Here is a 19,270-nt window from a genome sequence, read left to right as displayed (position 1 = left end):
GCCACAGCTGGAAGACAACCTGTTTTGTGTGAGGAGAATGTTTGTGAATGTACTGATCGTCCACGCTCACCCCGAGCCGCAATCGTTCACTGCTGCCCTGCGTGACCAGGCCGTGGAAACCTTCCGCGCCCAGGGCCACCAGGTGCAGGTCAGCGACCTGTACGCCATGGGCTGGAACCCGGTGGCCAGTGCCGATGACTTCAGCCAGCGCGAAAACCCCGAGTACTTGGTGTATGCCCTGGAGCAGCGCCAGGGGGTGAAGCGTGGTGCCATTGCCGCGGATATCCAGCAGGAGCTGGACAAGCTGCTGTGGGCCGACTTGCTGGTGCTGAACTTCCCGATCTTCTGGTTCTCGGCGCCGGCCATGCTCAAGGGCTGGATCGACCGGGTGCTGGTGTCGGGGGTGTGCTATGGCGGCAAGCGCTTCTACGACCAGGGCGGGTTGGCGGGCAAGAAAGCGCTGGTGACCGTGACCCTGGGCGGGCGCGAGCACATGTTTGGCGACGGGGCGATTCATGGGCCGCTGGAAGACATGCTGCGGCCGATCTTGCGCGGCACGCTGGCCTACGTGGGGTTCGAGGTGCTGCCGCCGTTCGTGGCCTGGCATGTGCCGTACATCAGTGACGAGGCGCGGCAGGCGTTTTTGCAGCAGTACCGGCAGCGCCTGGAGCAGCTCTCGGACGACCAGCCACTGGTTTTCCCGCGCCTGGAGCAGTTTGATGAGGCGCTTTACCCGCTGGCGTGATTGACTGTTCTGGCCCAATCGCCGGCAAGCCAGCTCCCACAGGGAAATCACAGGGCTTCAGGACTGTGGAGACCTGTGGGAGCTGGCTTGCCGGCGATTGGGCCTGTGGCCTTCATACAAAATTCACCTGCCAAAAAAAACGACCACCCACACATTCGGGGTATGTCCCCCTTCGGCAAATCCCTCGATAGTGCCCCCATCGGCTCGATCCCGAGCACTCACACGATGGAGTTGCCATGCGCAAGGTACTGAAGGTGATTGGCGGTCTGCTGCTGGCGTCTGGCGCCAGCCTGGCCCAGGCGGCAGAGGTGGATAGCGGTAACACGTTGCGGTTGTACAACTGGACCGACTATATCGGCGAAACCACCCTGGCCGACTTCGAGAAGGCCACCGGCATCAAGGTCATCTACGACACCTTCGACGGCTACGAAACGGTACAGACAAAACTGCTCACCGGCCGCTCCGGCTACGACCTGGTCATGCTCAACGCTTCCCTGGTCCCCCCGCTGATCAGCGCCGGGGTGTTCCAGGCACTGGACAAGCAGCAACTGCCCAGCTGGCACAACCTCGACCCGCAGGTGGTGAACAACCTGCAAGGCTACGACCCCGGCCTGAAATACTCGGCGCCCTACACCTGGGGCAGCTCGGGGGTAACCTACAACGTCGACAAGATCAGCGCGCGCATGCCCGATGCCCCCATCGGCTCGCTGGCCATGCTGTTCGACCCCAGGATCGTCTCGCGCTTCGCCGACTGTGGCGTCACCCTGATGGACGCGCCGACCGAAGTCATCCCGCTTGCCCTGCAGTACCTGGGCAAGGACCCACGCAGCGCATCGCCGGCCGACCTCAAGGCGGCCGAACAACTGCTGCTGGGCATTCGCCCGTACATTCGCAAGTTCGACTCGGTCAATTACCTCACCAGCCTGCCCAACGGCGATGTCTGCCTGGCCCTGACCTGGTCCGGCGACTACGCCACCGCCCAGGCCCGCGCGGTGGAAGCGAAGAAGGACATCAAGCTGTCGTTCTTCATTCCCCAGGAAGGCTCGCTGATCTGGTTCGACAACCTGTACATCCCCAAGGATGCGCCGCACGCGGCCAATGCCCACCGCTTCATCGAGTTCCTGCTGCAGCCGCAGACCATGGCCAAGGTCACCGACTACATCCACTACGCCAACAGCAACGCCGCTGCCACCGCGCTGGTGCGCGACGAGATCCGCCAGGACCCGGCCATCTACCCCGACGCGCAAACCCGCGAGCGCCTGTTCGCGCAGAAAACCCAGAGCCCGAAGGACATGCGCGCCATCACCCGGGTCTGGAGCACGGTCAAGACCGGTTTCTGAACACTGCCCAACGATCACTGCCAAGGAGCTGCCCATGGCCACCCCAAGCAAAGCATTCGCCATTGCCCACGACCCGCTGGTGGAAGCCGACAAGGCCCACTACATGCACGGCTACCACGTGTTCGACGAGCACCGCGAGCAAGGCGCGCTGAACATCGTTGCCGGCGAGGGCGCCTACATCCGCGATACCCACGGCAACCGCTTCCTCGATGCCGTCGGCGGCATGTGGTGCACCAACATTGGCCTGGGCCGCGAGGAAATGGCCCTGGCCATCGCCGACCAGGTACGCCAGCTGGCCTATTCCAACCCGTTCTCCGACATGGCCAACGATGTGGCCATCGAGCTATGCCAGAAGCTTGCGCAGCTGGCACCGGGTGACCTGAACCATGTATTCCTCACCACCGGCGGCTCGACCGCGGTCGACACTGCCTACCGGCTGATCCAGTACTACCAGAACTGCCGTGGCAAGCCGCACAAGAAGCACATCATCGCCCGCTACAACGCCTACCACGGCTCCACCACGCTGACCATGTCGATCGGCAACAAGGCCGCTGACCGGGTGCCGGAGTTCGATTATCACCACGACCTGATCCACCACGTGTCCAACCCCAACCCGTACCGCGCCCCGCACGACATGGACGAGGCCGAGTTCCTCGACTTCCTGGTGGCCGAGTTCGAGGACAAGATCCTCTCGCTGGGGGTCGACAACGTGGCGGCGTTCTTCGCCGAGCCGATCATGGGCTCGGGCGGGGTGATCATTCCGCCCAAGGGCTACTTCCAGCGCATGTGGCAGCTGTGCCAGGCCTACGACATCCTGTTCGTCGCCGACGAAGTGGTGACCTCGTTCGGGCGCCTGGGCACCTTCTTCGCCAGCGAGGAACTGTTCGGCGTCACCCCCGACATCATCACTACCGCCAAGGGCCTGACCTCGGCCTACCTGCCGCTGGGGGCGTGCATCTTCTCCGAGCGCATCTGGCAGGTGATCGCCGAGCCGGGCAAGGGCCGCTGCTTCACCCACGGCTTCACCTACAGCGGCCACCCGGTGTGCTGCACTGCGGCGCTGAAAAACATCGAGATCATCGAGCGCGAGCATTTGCTGGCGCACGTCAAGGACGTTGGCGGCTACCTGGAACAGCGCCTGCAAAGCCTGCGCGAGCTGCCGCTGGTGGGGGATGTGCGCTGCATGAAGCTGATGGCCTGTGTCGAGTTCGTTGCCGACAAGGCCAGCAAGGCGCTGTTCGCCGACGAGGTGAACATCGGCGAACGCATCCATAGCAAGGCCCAGGCCAAAGGGCTGCTGGTGCGGCCGATCATGCACCTGAACGTGATGTCGCCGCCGTTGATCGTCACCCATGCGCAGGTGGACGAGATCGTCGAAACCCTGCGCCAGTGCATCATCGAAACCGCGCGCGAACTCACGGCGCTTGGCCTGTACCAGGGCCGATGAACCTGGCGCAAAGGGCTGTGCGCGGGCGTGCCTGGCAGGCTAGACTGCCTGGCATGACCCAGGCCTCTCCCGACACCCCGCTTACCCTTTCACTGGGCGCGCTGCAGCAATGGCATGCGGCGCTGCAGCGTGCACTGGCCCACAGCGAAACGCCCGAGGCGCTGGCGCATGTGGCGGCCGCCATCGGCCAGCTGGTGCAGGTGGAGTCGATGATGATCAGCCTCGAGTGCCAGGGGCGGGCACCGCAACTGCTGTACCAGCAAGGCATCCCCGACCTGCACCGCGCCGCCGTGCTGGAGCGCTACTTCACTGCCGGCTACCTGCTCGACCCGTTCTGCCTGGCCGTGCAGAGCGGCCTGGCCGAGGGCTTTTACCACCTGCAGGAAATCGCCCCGGACAACTTCTTCGACAGCGACTACTACAAGGCCTATTACCTGGGTACCGGTTGCAGTGAAGACAGCTACTACATCGTCGACCTCAGCGCTGGCCGCAAGTTGTCGCTGAGCCTGTTCCAGGGCTGCAGCGGCACTCGGCTGAGCGCGGGGCAGATCGACCTGCTGCGTGCGCTGGAACCGATGGTACGCGAGCTGCTGGGGCGCTACGCCCGGCACCAACTGGAGCCCGGCCCCGCATCGGTGGAGCGTGGCAGCCTGCAGGCGGCGTTCGACAGTTTCGGCTGCCAGGTGCTGACCGACCGTGAGCGGGAGGTGGCGCACATGATTCTGCGTGGGCATTCGGTGAAGTCCACCGCGCTGGAGCTGGGCATCTCGCCGGAAACCGTGCGCATGCACCGCAAGAATCTGTACCTGAAGCTGGAGATCAACTCGCAGTCGGAGTTGTTTGCGCGGTTTATCGACTGGCTGCGCGGCGATCACCTGGAAATCTAGAGGCTAACGCGGTCCTCTGTGGGAGCGGGCGTGCCCGCGAACACGGGCGAAGCCCGTGCCATCCCCCGCGTCGCCTGCTTCGCGGGCATGCCCGCTCCCACAGGTAAAGTGTGAACTGAAGGCCAGCGCAGTACCTATGGGAGCTCCAGAAATCCTCAGCCCCTCCCTTTGGCCAGATAGGCCGCGAACTCTGCCTCCGGCACCATGCTGCCACCGGTCCCCCACACCAGGTGCGTGGCCCGCTCCATGCGCCCAGCCGACAGGCCCATGCGCGCCAGGTATTCAGGCGATTCAAGCACCTTGACCATGCCCGGCATCCCCGCCAGCGCCGAAGGCTCCAGCCGCGCGTTCTCCTGGTCATGGGCCAGCACCAACAGCCGGTACAGCGCCTCGTCGCTGACCGTGTAATAGCCATCGAGCAAACGCTGCATCGCCTTGCCGACAAAGCCGGAAGGGCGGCCCACCGCCAGGCCGTCGGCGGCGGTCAGGTTGTCGATGCCGAAATCCTGCACGCTGGTGGCGTCATGCAAACCGCTATACACCCCCAGGAACATGCAGGGCGAGTGGGTGGGCTCGGCGAAGATACAGTGCACATGGTCGCCCCAGATCAGCTTCAGGCCGAACGCCACGCCACCCGGGCCGCCGCCGACCCCGCAGGGTAGGTAGACGAACAATGGGTGCTCGGCATCTACCTTGATACCTGCGGCCTCGAACTGGACGGCCAGCCGCTCGGCCGCCACGGCATAGCCGAGGAACAGGTGTGGCGAGTTCTCGTCGTCGACGAAGTAGCAGCTCGGGTCCGCCGCCGCCTGCTGGCGCCCTTGTTCCACTGCCACGCTGTAGTCGCTTTCGTACTCGACCACCTTCACGCCATGGGCGCGCAGCTTGTCCTTCTTCCACTGGCGGGCATCGGCCGACATGTGCACGGTCGCCTGAAAGCCCAGCCTGGCGCTCATGATGCCGATCGACAGGCCGAGGTTGCCGGTCGAGCCGACCGCAACCTTGTACCGGCTGAAGAATTGCCGGGCCTGGTCGCTGGCCAGTTCCCGGTAATCGCTGTCGAGGCTGATCAAGCCGGCCTCCAGGGCCAGGTCTTCGGCGTGCTTGAGCACTTCATGAATACCGCCGCGGGCCTTGATCGAACCGGAGATCGGCAGCTCGCTGTCGGCCTTGAGCCAGAGTGAGCCGCTGGCTGGCAGGCCCGCTGCCTGCAGCAAGGTGTCGTGCAGGGTGGGCAGCGGGCGCAGTGGCGACTCGATGATGCCGCCGGTGGCGGCGGTATCCGGGAACACGCTGGCCAGGTAGGGGGCAAAGCGTGCCAGGCGGGCACTGGCGGCACTGACATCGGCGGCGCTCAGGCCGACATCGGCCAGGACCTGGGCGGCAGGGGCAATGTGCGGGTTGAACCAGCGGGTTTCGCGCAGGGCCACCAGGTCTTCGATCAGGGGGTGGGAGCTGCACCATGCTTGCAGTGTCTTGCCGTGAATCATGCTGGTTTTTCCTGTTGGTTGATGATGACCGGGGGGCGATATCAGGCCGTTCCTGCGGATTGGCGGGGACCCTGTGGGAGCGGGCGTGCCCGCGAAACAGGCGATACGGTGGCTGGCACGGGCTTCGCCCGTGTTCGCGGGCACGCCCGCTCCCACAGGGTCCGCGCAAGCTTCAGACTGTTGATCCTGCAGGAGCGCGCGCTCATTCGGCCTGTTGTGCAATCAATGCCAGGCAGCGCTGCACGATCGGGCTCACATCGCCCTTGCGCCGGCTGAGGATGATCGGGCTGACGGCGCCGCTGTCGAGCAGGCTTACATATTCGATATCGGTGCGGTGCTGCTGTTGCACCGACGCCGGCACCAGGGTGACGCCTACGCCGACGGCCACCAGGCCGATGGCGGTCTGCAGTTCGTTGGCCCACTGGCTGACGCGGATGCTCATGCCGTGGTGGGCGAACAGTGCCAGCACATGGTCGGCATAGCTGGGCCGCGGGTTGGCCGGGTAGAGGATGAACGCCTCGCCAGCCAGCTGGGCAAGGGTAAGCGGGCTGCTCGCCAGCGGGTGGCCCTTGGGCAGTACAGCCACCAGCGGGTCCTCGCACAGCACTTGCTGGTGAATGGCCGGGTCATCGATGCGAATGCGCCCGAAGGCGATGTCGATGCGCCCGCTTTTCAGCGCCTCCACCTGCTGCAACGTAGTCATCTCGTTCAGGCCCAGCTCCAGCTCGCTGTCCTGGCGCAGCTCGCGGATCAGCTCCGGCAGCACCTTGTACAGGGTCGAGGGGGCAAAGCCGATCCCCAGCCACTGGCGCTGGCCCTGGCCGATGCGGCGGGTGTTGTCGCTGATGTTCTCCAACTGCTGCAGCACGGTGCAGCTCTGCTCGTAGAAGAAGCGGCCCGCCTCGGTCAGCCGCAGCGGGCGCTCACGCACCACCAGCAAGGTACCGAGCTGGTCCTCGAGTTGGCTGATCTGCCGGCTCAGCGGTGGCTGGGCAATGTGCAGCAGCTCGGCGGCGCGAGTGAAGTTCAGGGTTTCGGCCAGGACCTTGAAGTAACGCAGGTGGCGCAGCTCCATCAGACCTCCAGGGTATGGTGGGAGATTCATTCGATATTGGACGGCTATCAGGGTCTCGCGCAATCCTTGAACAAGCAAGTAAATGCACCACTCGGGCCTGCGGCTGGCAGCCCGAAACAACGGGACCTGGCAACAATGACAAGCGCGCTGATTGAACGTATAGAGGCAATTATCGTCGACCTGCCGACCATTCGCCCGCACAAGCTGGCGATGCACACCATGCAGCAGCAGACCCTGGTGGTATTGCGTGTTCGCTGCAGTGATGGCGTGGAAGGCATCGGCGAGGCCACCACCATCGGCGGCCTGGCCTATGGCTACGAAAGCCCCGAGGGCATCAAGGCCAACATCGATGCGCACCTGGCGCCGGCGCTGATCGGCCTGCCGGCAGACAACATCAACGCCGCCATGCTCAAGCTGGACAAGCTGGCCAAGGGCAACACCTTTGCCAAGTCGGGTATCGAGAGCGCCTTGCTCGATGCCCAGGGCAAGCGCCTGGGCCTGCCGGTCAGCGAACTGCTGGGTGGCCGCGTGCGCGACAGCTTGGAAGTGGCCTGGACCCTGGCCAGCGGCGACACCGCCCGTGACATCGCCGAAGCCCTGCACATGCTGGAGATTCGCCGGCATCGGGTGTTCAAGCTGAAGATCGGCGCCAACCCGTTGGCCCAGGACCTCAAGCACGTGGTGGCGATCAAGCGCGAGCTGGGCGACAGTGCCAGTGTGCGGGTCGACGTCAACCAGTACTGGGACGAATCCCAGGCCAGCCGTGCCTGCCAGGTGCTTGGCGATAACGGCATCGACCTGATCGAACAACCGATTTCGCGCATCAACCGCAGCGGCCAGGTGCGCCTGAACCAGCGCAGCCCGGCGCCGATCATGGCCGACGAGTCGATCGAAAGCGTCGAGGACGCCTTCAGCCTGGCCGCCATTGGCGCGGCCAGCATCTTCGCCCTGAAAATCGCCAAGAACGGTGGCCCGCGCGCCGTGCTGCGCACCGCGCAAATCGCCGAAGCTGCCGGCATCGCCCTGTATGGCGGGACCATGCTCGAAGGCTCGATCGGCACCCTGGCTTCGGCTCATGCCTTCCTGACCCTGCGCCAGCTCACCTGGGGCACCGAGCTGTTCGGGCCGCTGCTGCTGACCGAAGAAATCGTCAACGAGCCGCCGCAGTACCACGACTTCCAGCTGCACATTCCACGTTCCCCGGGCCTGGGCCTGACCCTGGACGAACAGCGCCTGGCGCGCTTCGCCCGCCGCTGAGTCACGCTGGCTGAAAGAACACACAACCCCTGTGGGAGCGGCTTTGGCCGCGAAGCAGGCGACGCGGTGGATGGCACGGGCTTCGCCCGTGTTCGCGGGCTCGCCCGCTCCCACAGTGTTCGCGCCAAATCAGAGAAAGGAGATACCAGCATGCTGTTCCACGTGAAGATGACCGTGAAACTGCCGGTCGACATGGACCCGGCCAAGGCCGCCCGGCTCAAGGCCGACGAAAAGGAACTGGCCCAGCGCCTGCAGCGCGAGGGCACCTGGCGCCACCTGTGGCGCATTGCCGGGCACTACGCCAACTACAGCGTGTTCGACGTGCCCAGTGTCGAGGCGCTGCACGACACCCTGATGCAGCTGCCGCTGTTCCCGTACATGGACATCGAGGTCGACGGCCTGTGCCGGCACCCCTCGTCGATTCACAGCGACGACCGCTGAGTCGCACCTGTCTACCTGACAAGAACAAGATGAGGCAAGCACGATGACCGTGAAAATTTCCCACACTGCCGATGTTCAGGCGTTCTTCAAGGAAGTGGCCGGCCTGGGCCATGCCGAAGGCAACCCACGCTTCAAGCAGATCATCCTGCGTGTGCTGCAGGACACTGCACGCCTGGTCGAAGACCTGGAAGTCACCGAAGACGAGTTCTGGCATGCCGTCGACTACCTCAACCGCCTGGGTGGCCGTAACGAAGCCGGCCTGCTGGCGGCGGGGCTGGGCATCGAACATTTCCTCGACCTGCTGCAGGATGCCAAGGACGCCGAGGCCGGCCTGACTGGCGGCACCCCGCGCACCATCGAAGGCCCACTGTATGTGGCGGGGGCGCCGCTGGCGCAGGGCGAAGCGCGCATGGACGACGGCAGCGACCCGGGCGTGGTGATGTTCCTCCAGGGCCAGGTGTTCGATGCCGAAGGCAAGCCGTTGGCCGGCGCCACCGTTGACCTGTGGCACGCCAACACCCAGGGCACCTATTCGTACTTCGACTCCACCCAGTCCGAGTACAACCTGCGCCGGCGCATCATCACCGATGCCGAAGGGCGCTACCGTGCGCGCTCCATCGTGCCGTCGGGGTACGGCTGCGACCCGCAGGGGCCAACCCAGGAATGCCTGGACCTGCTTGGCCGTCACGGCCAGCGCCCGGCGCACGTGCACTTCTTCATCTCGGCGCCGGGGCACCGCCACCTGACCACGCAGATAAACCTGGCCGGCGACAAGTACCTGTGGGATGACTTTGCCTATGCCACCCGTGACGGGCTGGTCGGCGAGCTGCGCTTTGTCGAGGATGCTGCGGCGGCGCGTGATCGCGGTGTAGAGGGCGAATGCTTTGCCGAGCTGGCGTTCGACTTCCACCTGCAGGCGGCCAAGGCGCCGGACGCCGAGGCGCGCAGCCACCGCCCGCGTGCGTTGCAAAACAGTTGAGCCCTGAAGGGATCCCTGTGGGAGCGGGCGTGCCCGCGAAGCAGGCACCGCGGTGTATGGCACCGGCTTTGCCGGTGTTCGCGGGCATGCCCGCTCCCGCAGGGGCGCCTAGCAATCGATGACTGGTTTTGGCCTGGGCCTTTCCGTGCGGGGAGGGCCTGGGCTTTTTGCTGCCAGGGGCTGTTGATCTAGAATCCGCCTTTTTACCCGAGCCCTCGCACCATGCTGTCCATCGAACTGCTGGCAACCACTGCCGACCAGGCCCCGCTGATTCGCAACCTCTACCAGTTCTACGCCTACGAGTCCTCGGACTGGGAGCAGGAAGACGTCGAAGTGGACGGCCGCTTCTATATCCATGACGAGCACCTGCAACGTTACTGGCAGGCCGATGGCTGGGGCGCGTACCTGGTGCTGGCAGATGGTTTCATCGCCGGTTTCGTGTTGGTCGAACGTAGCGAGCTGCCGGGCATCGACGCGTTCGAACTGGCCGACCTGTTCATCCTGAAAAAGTACCGCCGACAGGGCATCGGCCGGGCGGTGGCATTGCAACTGCTGGGCGGCGAGGGCGACTGGCTGATGCGCTGTTACGCACAGGACATGCCCGCCGTGGCCTTCTGCAATGCCGTGCTGGCCGAGCTGTCGCGCCCGGCGCAGCCCATAGCCCTGAATGATGAACCGGGCTTGCTCAACTTCCTGGTGACGGGCGCCCGCCATTGAGGGGTTGCCAGCCTTCGTTCGCAAATTGAAGGGATCGTGGCTTTTTGTGAGCTACTTCACAAAATCGTCATCGGAGGCATAATGCCACCAATCCTTTTCACGCCTTTCGAAGGCCCAGGTAAAGTTCATGTCGCTAGTCGCAAGCCCCGACATCATGTACCGGCTGTTGATCCAGAGTGTGGTGGACTATGCCTTCTACCTGCTCACCCCCGAAGGAATCGTCGCCAACTGGAACCCCGGCGCCCAGCGCGCCAAGGGCTACCTGGCCGAGGAAATCGTCGGCCAGCACTACTCGTTGTTCTACACCGATGCCGAGCGCGCCGCCGGGCTGCCCGCGCTCAACCTTGAGCAGGCGCGCAGCACCGGGCGCTTCGAAGAGACCGGTTCGCGCCTGCGCAAGGACGGCACGACCTTCCATGCCCATGTGGTGATCGACGCGGTGTACGACGATGCCGGGCAACTGGTGGGCTTCGCCAAGGTCACCCGCGACATTTCCGAGCACCACCGGCAAGAGCTGGAACTGCTGCAGGCCAAGGAACTGGCCGAGCAGTACAGCCAGGAAATGACCAAACTGTCGCAGTTCCTTGATTCGGTGATTGCCAACATCCCCGCCAGCGTCATTGTCCAGGACCTGGAAAGCCAGCGCATCCTGCTGGCCAACCAGCAGGCCGAACGCCTGTTCGGCAGGCCGCAGCACAGCATGATCGGGCAGTTGCCCGGCGAATGCCTGGCACCGGGTGTTGCCGGCTACCTGGAACAGCAACTGGCCCGTGGCGCCCGCAGCACCAAGGGCCATGCCGCCGAAACCCGGGTCGACACGGCCTGCGGCCCACGCACCCTGCGCAGCCGCACCTTGCTCAGCCAGAACCGTGAAGGCCAGGCCGACTACGTGCTGTTCGTTGCCGAAGACGCCACCGAAGAGCTGGCCGCCCACGCGCAGATCCACCACATGGCGCACCACGATGCGCTGACCGGGCTGCCCAACCGCACCCTGTTCAACGAACGCCTGCGCCAGGCGCTGGTGCGTGACAGCGAGCACGCCAAGCTGACCGCCGCCCTGTGCCTGGACCTGGACAACTTCAAGAACATCAACGATTCGCTGGGCCACGCCTTTGGCGACAAGCTGCTGCGCGCGCTGGGCAAGCGCCTGCGCCGCGAGCTGCGCGAACACGACACCCTGGCCCGCCTGGGCGGCGACGAGTTTGCCGTGGTGCTGACCGGCCTGGAGGGCCGGGAGGCCGCATGCAACACGGCGCAGCGCCTGATCAACGCGATCTGCCCACCGTTCCAGATCGAGGGGCACCAGTTCACGGTGGGGGTGAGCATCGGTATTGCCATTGCGCCTGATGACAGCGACCAGGCCGAGCAACTGTTGGGCTACGCCGACATGGCGCTGTACGAGGCCAAGCGCAACGGCCGCAACCGCTACGAGTGCTTCAACGTCGAACTGGACGTCGCCGCCCGCCAGCGCCGCCTGGTGGAAACCGACCTGCGCACCGCACTGCACCTGGGCCAGTTGCAGCTGCACTACCAGCCGGTGGTCGACCAGCAGACCAGCAGCGTTACCGGCTATGAGGCGTTGCTGCGCTGGGAGCACCCGACCCGTGGCATGGTCATGCCCATGGACTTCATCCCCATCGCCGAGGAAACCGGGCTGATCCACGAACTGGGCAACCGGGCGCTGAACCTGGCCTGCCAGGAGGCGGCCAGCTGGGACAGTGAGCAGACGGTGTCGGTCAACCTGTCGGCGGTGCAGTTCAAGAACGCCAACCTGGTGCACACCGTGGCCCTGGCGCTGGCCGACTCAGGCCTGCCGCCGCAGCGGCTGGAGCTGGAGGTCACCGAGTCGGTGCTGTTGGGCAACAGCGAGGAGAACGTGCGCACCTTGCGTGCACTGAAGGAGCTGGGCGTGTCCATTTCGCTGGACGATTTCGGCACCGGGTATTCCTCGCTGGGCTACCTGCGTTCGTTCCCGTTCGACCGGATCAAGATCGACAAGTCGTTCGTGCATGACATGTGCGACAGCCGCGAGGCGATGTCGATCATCCGCGCCATTACCGACCTGTCCAACAGCCTGATGATCAAGACCACGGCCGAGGGGGTTGAGTCGGAGGAGCAGATGCGCCGGTTGGCGGCGGAGGGTTGCTCGCACTTCCAGGGTTACCTGTACGGGCGACCGGCACCGGCGAACGAGCGGTTGAAGCAGGTCATGACGCCGGCATGACGGTTTGCGCGGCCCATTGTGGGAGCGGCCTTGTGTCGCGATTGGGGCGCGCAGCGCCCCCAACATTTTCAGCTTCGCCGCAAAAATTGCCGGGGCCGCTTTGCGGCCCTTTCGCGACACAAGGCCGCTCCCACAGAGATCGTGTCAGCTTTCAGATATTGAGCAGCAATCAGCTGTCCCAGTCCGGCGCAAACGCCGGGCTTACCACCCGCTGGTCCTTCGGCAACCCGGCGATCGCCGCGCGGTCCTCGTCATCCAGTTGCACGTTCGACGCCGCCAGGTTGGCCAGCTGGTTCTCGCGGCTGCCGGCCTTGGGGATCACCGCCACGCCGTCCTGGTCCAGCAACCACTTCAGCGCCACCTGGCTGGGCAGTACGCCATGCTTGCGGGCGATCGCCTGGATCACCGGCTGCGCCGCCGCCTGCCCACGGGCCAGCGGGGTGTAGGCGGTGAGCAGCAGGTCGTGGCGGCGGGCGTAGTCCAGCAGCGGTTGCTGGCCGAGCAGCACGTGGTATTCCACCTGGATCGCCGACAATGGTGCGCCCAGGGTTTCCACCACCTGGCGCAGCAGCCCCAGCGGGAAGTTGGCCACGCCGATGCTGCGCGCCTTGCCCTCGTCACGCAGGGCCACCAGGGTTTCGATGCTGCGGGCCAGGTCCCAGTCCTGGCCGGGCCAGTGGATGTGGAACAGGTCGACCTGCTCGGTACCCAGCGCGCGCAGGCTGTCCTCCAGCGACTGGCGCATGGCCTTGGGCGCCAGGCGATCCCACCATACCTTGGTGGTCAGGTGAATCTGCTCGCGCGGTACATCGCTGTCGCGCAGGGCCTGGCCGACGGCGGCTTCGTTGTCATAGGCAGTGGCGGTGTCGATGTGCCGGTAACCCACTTCAAGCGCCTGGCGCACGGCCTGGGTGCACTCGCTGCCGGTCATTGGCCAGGTGCCCAGGCCGATCGCGGGCAGGTCCAGGCCGTTTCGGGTGGTGAGCCTTTGCATGTAAATTCCTTGTAGGGTGGGCAGGGTTCGCATTCGATGGTCGGCGATCAGCACGCCACGGGCCATGCGCGCGAGGCGGAAAGTGGTCGATCAGCGAACAGAAATTGCAGTCGGCCTTGGCTGGCGGCAATTGAACTTCCTTATTCTTCGGCATCTCTTCTAAAATTCGAGCTGTTGCATCCGCCAGGCTATGCCTGCGCGGCCTTCCCTGGGCGCTGCATCCAGCCGCGCCGTCATCGAGAGTGCCATGAGTTCCAGCACACCGCTGTCCGGAGTCAACCAACCCCTGCGCGGCATCGCCCTGGTGGTGGTGGCGACGTTCCTGTTCGCCAGTCACGATGCCCTGTCCAAGTTCCTCGGCGGCCTGTACCCGATCATCATGGTGGTGTGGGCGCGGTATGTGGTGCACACGCTGCTGATGGCCGGCATCTTCCTGCCCAAGGCCGGCCTCAACGTGCTGCGCACCCGCCGCCCGCTGTTGCAGACGTTACGTGCCCTGAGCCTGTTGAGTACCAGCCTGCTGTTCACCACCGGCCTGCAGTACCTGCCGCTGGCCGAGGCCACGGCGGTCAACTTTCTGGCCCCGGTGCTGGTCACCGCGCTGTCGGCGCCGTTGCTGAAGGAGCGGGTGACGGTGGGGCAGTGGGTGGCGGTGGTGATGGGCTTCATCGGTGTGCTGGTGGTGGTGCACCCGGGCGGGGCGATGTTCACCCCGGCCATCCTGTATCCGTTCGGTTCGGCGCTGGGCTTCTGCTTCTATCAGTTGCTGACGCGCATCCTGGCCGCGCATGACAGCCCGACCACCAGCAACTTCTATGCGGGGTTGTGCAACACCCTGGCGATGAGTGCGCTGGTGCCGTTCTTCTGGGAGATGCCGCGTTGGGACCATGCGCTGCTGATGCTGGCGTTGGGTGGCTTTGGCATGACTGCGCACCTGCTGCTGACCCAGGCCTTCCGCCATGCAGCACCGGCCTTGCTGGCGCCGTTCAGTTATTGCCAGATCGTGTTTGCCGGGTTGCTTGGGTTGGTTGTCTATAGCCAGGTGCCGGATACCTTGAGCCTGGTGGGCATCTCGGTGATCTGCCTCAGTGGGCTGGGGGCGGCGTGGATGCAGCGGGGTAAGTGACAACCTGTAGTGGCCTCTTCGCGGGTTTACCCGCGAAAGGGCCCTCAAACGCGACCCTTCAACAACGCCTGCAACGAATCGTCAAAGTCGCGCAAGGCATCCGCCTGCACCGCCCGTTCATCCTCGGCCACCCGCGCCACATCGTCCAGGCGCTTGCTGGCCCGCCCTTCAGCGCGGCCGATGTAGGTCAGCTGGTCATCGAAAAAGCGCGCTACCACCCGGCTTTCGATATCCGCGCTGGCCAAACGGCTTTCGGTGTCCAGCAGCACGATCACATCCGGGTGGTCACCCAGCAGCGTGTCCAGGTCGTCATAGAAAGTCACTTCGGCAAACTGCTGCGCCAGTGACCGCGCCAACCAGTCATACGCCTGGCTCTCGCTGCCAAGGGCCGCAACAGGAGCACGCTGGCCCTGGGCCTGCTCGGCTGCCTGGGTGCGATGGCTGCCGAGGTATTCGAGGGTTGCTTCGGCGTCACGCCCCAGCAGCACCGCCACCCGTTGGCCGGGGGCCAGGGCGACACTGGAAATGGCCGTGGCCGAATAGAAGTGCCCGTAAGGCTGCGCGTCGGTAGCGGCAGGGCTGGCACAACCGCCAAGGGCGGCCAGCAAGGCGAGCAGGGCAGCGATCATGCCGGTTTTCATGGGATGCCTCATCAATCAGTGAATGCCGCCATCTTCCGCCCGGGCTGGCCACAGCGGAACTTGATGGCATTCATGGTGGCTATCGATGAGGTCGATGCATCACTGCGTGGCCATGAACTGCAGGATGCGCTCGCGCAGCCAGCGCTCGGCCGGGTCATTGTCCTGGGCGCCGCTCCAGACCATCGACAGTTCGGCCTCGGTAATGTCGAACGGCGCCGGGTCGGCGCGCAGGCTGCCGTCGTCGGCCAGGGCGCAGGCGGCATAGTCCGGCACCGTGGCGATCAGCTCGGTGTTGCGCAGCAGGGCGCGCAGGCTGCCGAACTGCGGCACCGCCAGCACTACCTTGCGGCAGCGGCCGATGCGCGCCAGGTCGAGGTCGATATTGCCGCTCATGTCGCCCGAGAACGACACCATCACATGCGGGCGGGCGCAGTATTCGTCGAGGGTCAGCGGGCCCGGGCGGTCATCGGCGCGCAGCACCCGCACGCCAATGTTGCGCAGCTTGCGGCGCTTGGCGGTGGCTGGCAGGTCCGTGGTGTAACTCACGCCCACCGAGATCTCGCCGCTGGCCAGCAGCCCCGGCATCAGCAGGAAGTTGGCCCGGCGCACCACCACGCTGATGTTCGGGGCCTCTTCGCGCAGGGCCTGCAGCAGGGCCGGGAACAGGCCGAACTCGGCATCGTCCGACAGGCCCAGGCGGAACACGTTGCAGCTGTTGACCGGGTCGAACTCGCGCGCGCGGCTGATGGCGGCGGAAATCACATCCATGGCCGGCCCCAGCTCGGCGAAGATCTGCATGGCCCGTGGCGTGGGCTCCATGGCCCGGCCGTTGCGGATCAGCAGCGGGTCGTCGAACAGCTCGCGCAGGCGGGCGAGGGCGGCGCTGACGGTGGGCTGGGTGATGAACAGTTTTTCGCCGACCCGGGTCAGGTTGCGTTCGATCATCAGGGCTTCGAACAGTACCAGCAGGTTCATGTCGACGCGGCGCAGGTCGTTGCGGTTCATGAGGGGGCGGGTTCCGGAGTAGAAGGGGTGGCGGTGTATTGAAGCATGTGGCCAGCCTGATTGCCTTGTATGGATGTGCCGGCCTCTTCGCGGGCATGCCCGCTCCCACAGGTATTGCACAGTTCTCGAGACCTGCGCAGGGTCCTGTGGGAGCGGGCGCGCCCGCGAAGAGGCCAGTACAGGCATGACCCTGACAGAGCCAACCTATCACCCCTCAATAGCCACTCTATTAGAACTCTATCCAAGCTCGGCTAGTCTTTCCCCTGGCCCCGCGAGTTCCGCGAGCGGGCGGCGTGTCAGCACTTGCGTGCAAGACCGCAACAACCCCGTCGTGACAGCTTCGCAAGCCCCGTGTAGACCTGATGAGGGGTAGCACGAGCCCACGCGCTCGGCTGAAAGAACACCTGGCAAAGACCGGAAATCTGGATAACCGACCCAAAGGTACCCGCAGATGTCGAACGAATCGAAATGCCCGTTCCATCAAACCGCAGGTGGCGGCACCACCAACCGTGACTGGTGGCCTGACCAGCTCAACCTGAGAATTCTTCACCAACATTCCTCCAAGTCCGACCCGATGGACCCGGGTTTCGACTATGCCAAGGCGTTCAAGAGCCTCGACTTCCAGGCCCTGAAGAAAGACCTGACCGCCTTGATGACCGACTCCCAGGACTGGTGGCCCGCCGACTTCGGCCACTACGGCCCGCTGTTCATCCGCATGGCCTGGCACAGCGCCGGTACCTACCGCATCGGCGATGGCCGGGGTGGTGCAGGCTCTGGCCAGCAGCGCTTCGCCCCGCTCAACAGCTGGCCGGACAACGTCAGCCTGGACAAGGCCCGGCGCCTGCTGTGGCCGATCAAGCAGAAGTACGGCAACAAGATTTCCTGGGCCGACCTGATCGTGCTCACCGGCAACGTCGCCCTCGAATCCATGGGCTTCAAGACCTTCGGCTTCTCCGGCGGGCGTGCCGACGTGTGGGAGCCGGACGAAGATGTGTACTGGGGCTCGGAAAAGGTCTGGCTGGGCGGTGACATCCGTTATCGCAATGAGCAGGTCAAGGCCCAGCCGCCAGGCCAGGGTGACCTGGTAGCAGAGCCAGCCAAGCACCCAGAGGAGCAAAGCAGGGACCTGTCCGGCGAGCGTAACCTGGAAAACCCGCTGGCTGCCGTGCAGATGGGCCTGATCTACGTGAACCCGGAAGGCCCGGACGGCAACCCCGACCCGGTGGCCTCGGGCAGGGACATCCGTGACACCTTCGGCCGCATGGCCATGAACGATGAAGAAACCGTGGCGCTGATCGCCGGTGGCCACGCCTTCGGCAAGACCCACGGTGCCGGCCCTGCCGACAACGTTGGCCCGGAGCCGGAAGCTGCAGCCCTGGAGCTGCAGGGGTTGGGTTGGGCCAACAAGTTCGGCAGCGGCAAGGGTGGCGATACCATCACCAGCGGCCTGGAAGTGACATGGACTTCGACCCCCACCCGATGGAGCAACGAATACCTCAACAACCTGTTCAACTTCGACTGGGAACTGACCAAGAGCCCGGCCGGTGCCCACCAGTGGCGGCCGAAGGAGGGCAAGGGGGCAGGCACCGTGCCGGATGCCCATGACCCGGCCAAGCGCCACGCGCCTTCCATGCTCACCTCCGACCTGGCGCTGCGTTTCGACCCGATCTACGAGCCGATCGCCCGCCGCTTCAAGGACAACCCTGAGCAGCTGGCAGACGCCTTCGCCCGAGCCTGGTACAAGCTGATCCACCGCGACATGGGCCCATTGGCGCGCTACCTGGGCCCGGAAATGCCCAACGAAGAGCTGCTGTGGCAAGACCCGCTGCCAAAAGTCGACCACCCGCTGGTGGGTGAGCAGGACATTGCCGCGCTCAAGGCCAAGGTGCTGGCGGCGGGCCTGAGCGTTGGCGAACTGGTGGCCACTGCCTGGGCAGCGGCGTCGACCTTCCGCGGTTCGGACAAGCGTGGCGGGGCCAATGGTGGCCGCCTGCGCCTGGCGCCGCAGAAGGACTGGCCGGCGAACCAGGGCACAGGCAAGGTGCTGGCGGCGCTGGAGAAGATCCAGGCCGAGTTCAATGCCGGTGGCAAGAAAATCTCCCTGGCTGACCTGATCGTTCTGGCTGGCGCCGCCGCAGTGGAAAAGGCTGCCAAGGACGCCGGGCACAACGTCAGCGTGGCGTTCCGCCCGGGGCGTACCGATGCCTCCCAGGCGCAGACCGACGTCGAGTCGTTCGCCGTGCTGGAGCCGCTGGCCGATGGCTTCCGCAACTTCACCAAGGCCCGCTACAGCGTCAAGGCCGAGAAGCTGTTGCTGGACAAGGCCCAGTTGTTGACCCTGACCGCGCCGGAAATGACCGTGCTGATCGGCGGCCTGCGCGTGCTCGGCGCCAACCATGGCGGCAGCCAGCAGGGCGTGTTCACCGACAAGGTCGGTACCCTGAGCAACGAGTTCTTCCGCAACCTGCTGGACATGGGCGTTGAGTGGAAGCCGACCTCGGCGGATAACGAAGCCTTCGAAGGGCGCGACCGCAAGACCGGGCAGGTTAAATGGACAGGTAGCCGGGTTGACCTGGTGTTCGGTTCCCATGCCCAGTTGCGGGCGTTGAGCGAGGTGTACGGCAGCAGTGATGGCCAGGACAAGTTCGTGCGGGACTTTGTCGCGGCCTGGGAGAAAGTGATGGAGCTGGATCGCTTTGACCTGAAATAGCTTCGTCAGAAAGGGGGGGCGCTTTGCGCCCCTGTCGCGACACAAGGCCGCTCAAGCCACCGCCGAATCCACATGCGGCGCCGAACCTGTAAGAGCGGCCTTGTGTCGCGACAGGGCTGCAAAACAGCCCCATGCTCTCCGGGGGCTGGACCATTTCAATCTTCCTGTGCAAGCTGATGCACGACAGTGATT

The 19,270-nt window shown here is 65.0% G+C and carries 16 protein-coding genes; 11 read left to right on the top strand and 5 right to left on the bottom strand.

From position 1 onward, the window contains the following. Positions 1-43 precede the first annotated feature (43 nt). From B2790_RS18280 to B2790_RS18265, 4 genes are all read left to right on the top strand, one after another. Entirely contained in the window at positions 44-745 is a 702-nt protein-coding gene (locus tag B2790_RS18280; RefSeq protein WP_025338748.1) for an NAD(P)H-dependent oxidoreductase, read from the top strand. Positions 746-981: 236 nt separating this feature from the next. Further along, the gene (locus B2790_RS18275; RefSeq protein WP_286919412.1) at positions 982-2,085 is read left to right on the top strand and encodes a polyamine ABC transporter substrate-binding protein; all 1,104 of its coding nucleotides are present in this window, start codon (positions 982-984) and stop codon (positions 2,083-2,085) included. 34 nt (positions 2,086-2,119) lie between these two features. Further along, positions 2,120-3,532: an aminotransferase gene (locus tag B2790_RS18270; protein ID WP_286919411.1), complete on the top strand. Its 1,413-nt coding sequence runs from the start codon at positions 2,120-2,122 to the stop codon at positions 3,530-3,532. A 53-nt stretch (positions 3,533-3,585) separates the two neighbouring features. Beyond that, complete coding sequence (locus B2790_RS18265) at positions 3,586-4,419, top strand: LuxR C-terminal-related transcriptional regulator (protein WP_286919410.1); 834 nt, start codon at positions 3,586-3,588, stop codon at positions 4,417-4,419. Between the two features lie 155 nt (positions 4,420-4,574). Here B2790_RS18265 and B2790_RS18260 read toward each other — a convergent pair whose 3' ends face one another. After that, positions 4,575-5,909 (bottom strand): D-serine ammonia-lyase, encoded by a 1,335-nt coding sequence (locus B2790_RS18260; RefSeq protein WP_286919409.1) that lies wholly within the window; start codon positions 5,907-5,909, stop codon positions 4,575-4,577. A gap of 202 nt (positions 5,910-6,111) precedes the next feature. Continuing rightward, the gene (catR, locus tag B2790_RS18255; RefSeq protein ID WP_085593094.1) at positions 6,112-6,984 is read right to left on the bottom strand and encodes an HTH-type transcriptional regulator CatR; all 873 of its coding nucleotides are present in this window, start codon (positions 6,982-6,984) and stop codon (positions 6,112-6,114) included. A gap of 135 nt (positions 6,985-7,119) precedes the next feature. Here catR and B2790_RS18250 point away from each other — a divergent pair, with 135 nt between their 5' ends. The 5 genes from B2790_RS18250 to B2790_RS18230 all read left to right on the top strand — a co-directional run bounded on the left by B2790_RS18250 (position 7,120) and on the right by B2790_RS18230 (position 12,602). Continuing rightward, positions 7,120-8,241 carry a muconate cycloisomerase family protein gene (locus tag B2790_RS18250; RefSeq protein ID WP_286919408.1) on the top strand — a complete coding sequence of 374 codons (1,122 nt, stop codon included), beginning with the start codon at positions 7,120-7,122 and terminating at the stop codon, positions 8,239-8,241. 150 nt (positions 8,242-8,391) lie between these two features. Further along, positions 8,392-8,682, top strand: coding sequence for a muconolactone Delta-isomerase (gene catC / locus B2790_RS18245; protein WP_013973066.1), 291 nt, complete (start codon positions 8,392-8,394; stop codon positions 8,680-8,682). Between the two features lie 43 nt (positions 8,683-8,725). Then, entirely contained in the window at positions 8,726-9,661 is a 936-nt protein-coding gene (gene catA, locus B2790_RS18240) for a catechol 1,2-dioxygenase (protein WP_286919407.1), read from the top strand. A 222-nt stretch (positions 9,662-9,883) separates the two neighbouring features. After that, positions 9,884-10,378, top strand: coding sequence for a GNAT family N-acetyltransferase (locus B2790_RS18235; protein WP_286919406.1), 495 nt, complete (start codon positions 9,884-9,886; stop codon positions 10,376-10,378). Positions 10,379-10,505: 127 nt separating this feature from the next. Beyond that, positions 10,506-12,602, top strand: coding sequence for a putative bifunctional diguanylate cyclase/phosphodiesterase (locus B2790_RS18230; protein WP_286919405.1), 2,097 nt, complete (start codon positions 10,506-10,508; stop codon positions 12,600-12,602). 169 nt (positions 12,603-12,771) lie between these two features. On the opposite strand, the gene B2790_RS18225 is transcribed toward B2790_RS18230, so the two are convergent. Next, positions 12,772-13,596: an aldo/keto reductase gene (locus tag B2790_RS18225; RefSeq protein WP_286919403.1), complete on the bottom strand. Its 825-nt coding sequence runs from the start codon at positions 13,594-13,596 to the stop codon at positions 12,772-12,774. A 247-nt stretch (positions 13,597-13,843) separates the two neighbouring features. On the opposite strand from B2790_RS18225, the gene B2790_RS18220 reads away from it, so the two are divergent. Beyond that, positions 13,844-14,722: a DMT family transporter gene (locus tag B2790_RS18220; protein ID WP_015270753.1), complete on the top strand. Its 879-nt coding sequence runs from the start codon at positions 13,844-13,846 to the stop codon at positions 14,720-14,722. 44 nt (positions 14,723-14,766) lie between these two features. On the opposite strand, the gene B2790_RS18215 is transcribed toward B2790_RS18220, so the two are convergent. Together B2790_RS18215 and B2790_RS18210 are read right to left on the bottom strand one after the other, a co-directional pair. Then, a complete protein-coding gene (locus tag B2790_RS18215) occupies positions 14,767-15,363 on the bottom strand; it encodes an ATPase (RefSeq protein WP_286919401.1) in 597 nt (198 codons plus the stop codon). 99 nt (positions 15,364-15,462) lie between these two features. Continuing rightward, positions 15,463-16,368: a LysR family transcriptional regulator gene (locus B2790_RS18210; RefSeq protein ID WP_025338767.1), complete on the bottom strand. Its 906-nt coding sequence runs from the start codon at positions 16,366-16,368 to the stop codon at positions 15,463-15,465. A gap of 451 nt (positions 16,369-16,819) precedes the next feature. Here B2790_RS18210 and katG point away from each other — a divergent pair, with 451 nt between their 5' ends. After that, positions 16,820-19,078 carry a catalase/peroxidase HPI gene (gene katG, locus B2790_RS18205; RefSeq protein ID WP_286919400.1) on the top strand — a complete coding sequence of 753 codons (2,259 nt, stop codon included), beginning with the start codon at positions 16,820-16,822 and terminating at the stop codon, positions 19,076-19,078. Positions 19,079-19,270: the final 192 nt, after the last annotated feature.

Origin of the sequence: Pseudomonas sp. UBA6753 (assembly GCF_002453565.1) — a bacterium.
In the GTDB taxonomy this organism is placed as follows: Bacteria; Pseudomonadota; Gammaproteobacteria; order Pseudomonadales; family Pseudomonadaceae; genus Aquipseudomonas; species Aquipseudomonas putida_Z.
This window is presented reverse-complemented; position numbering and strand designations above follow the sequence as displayed.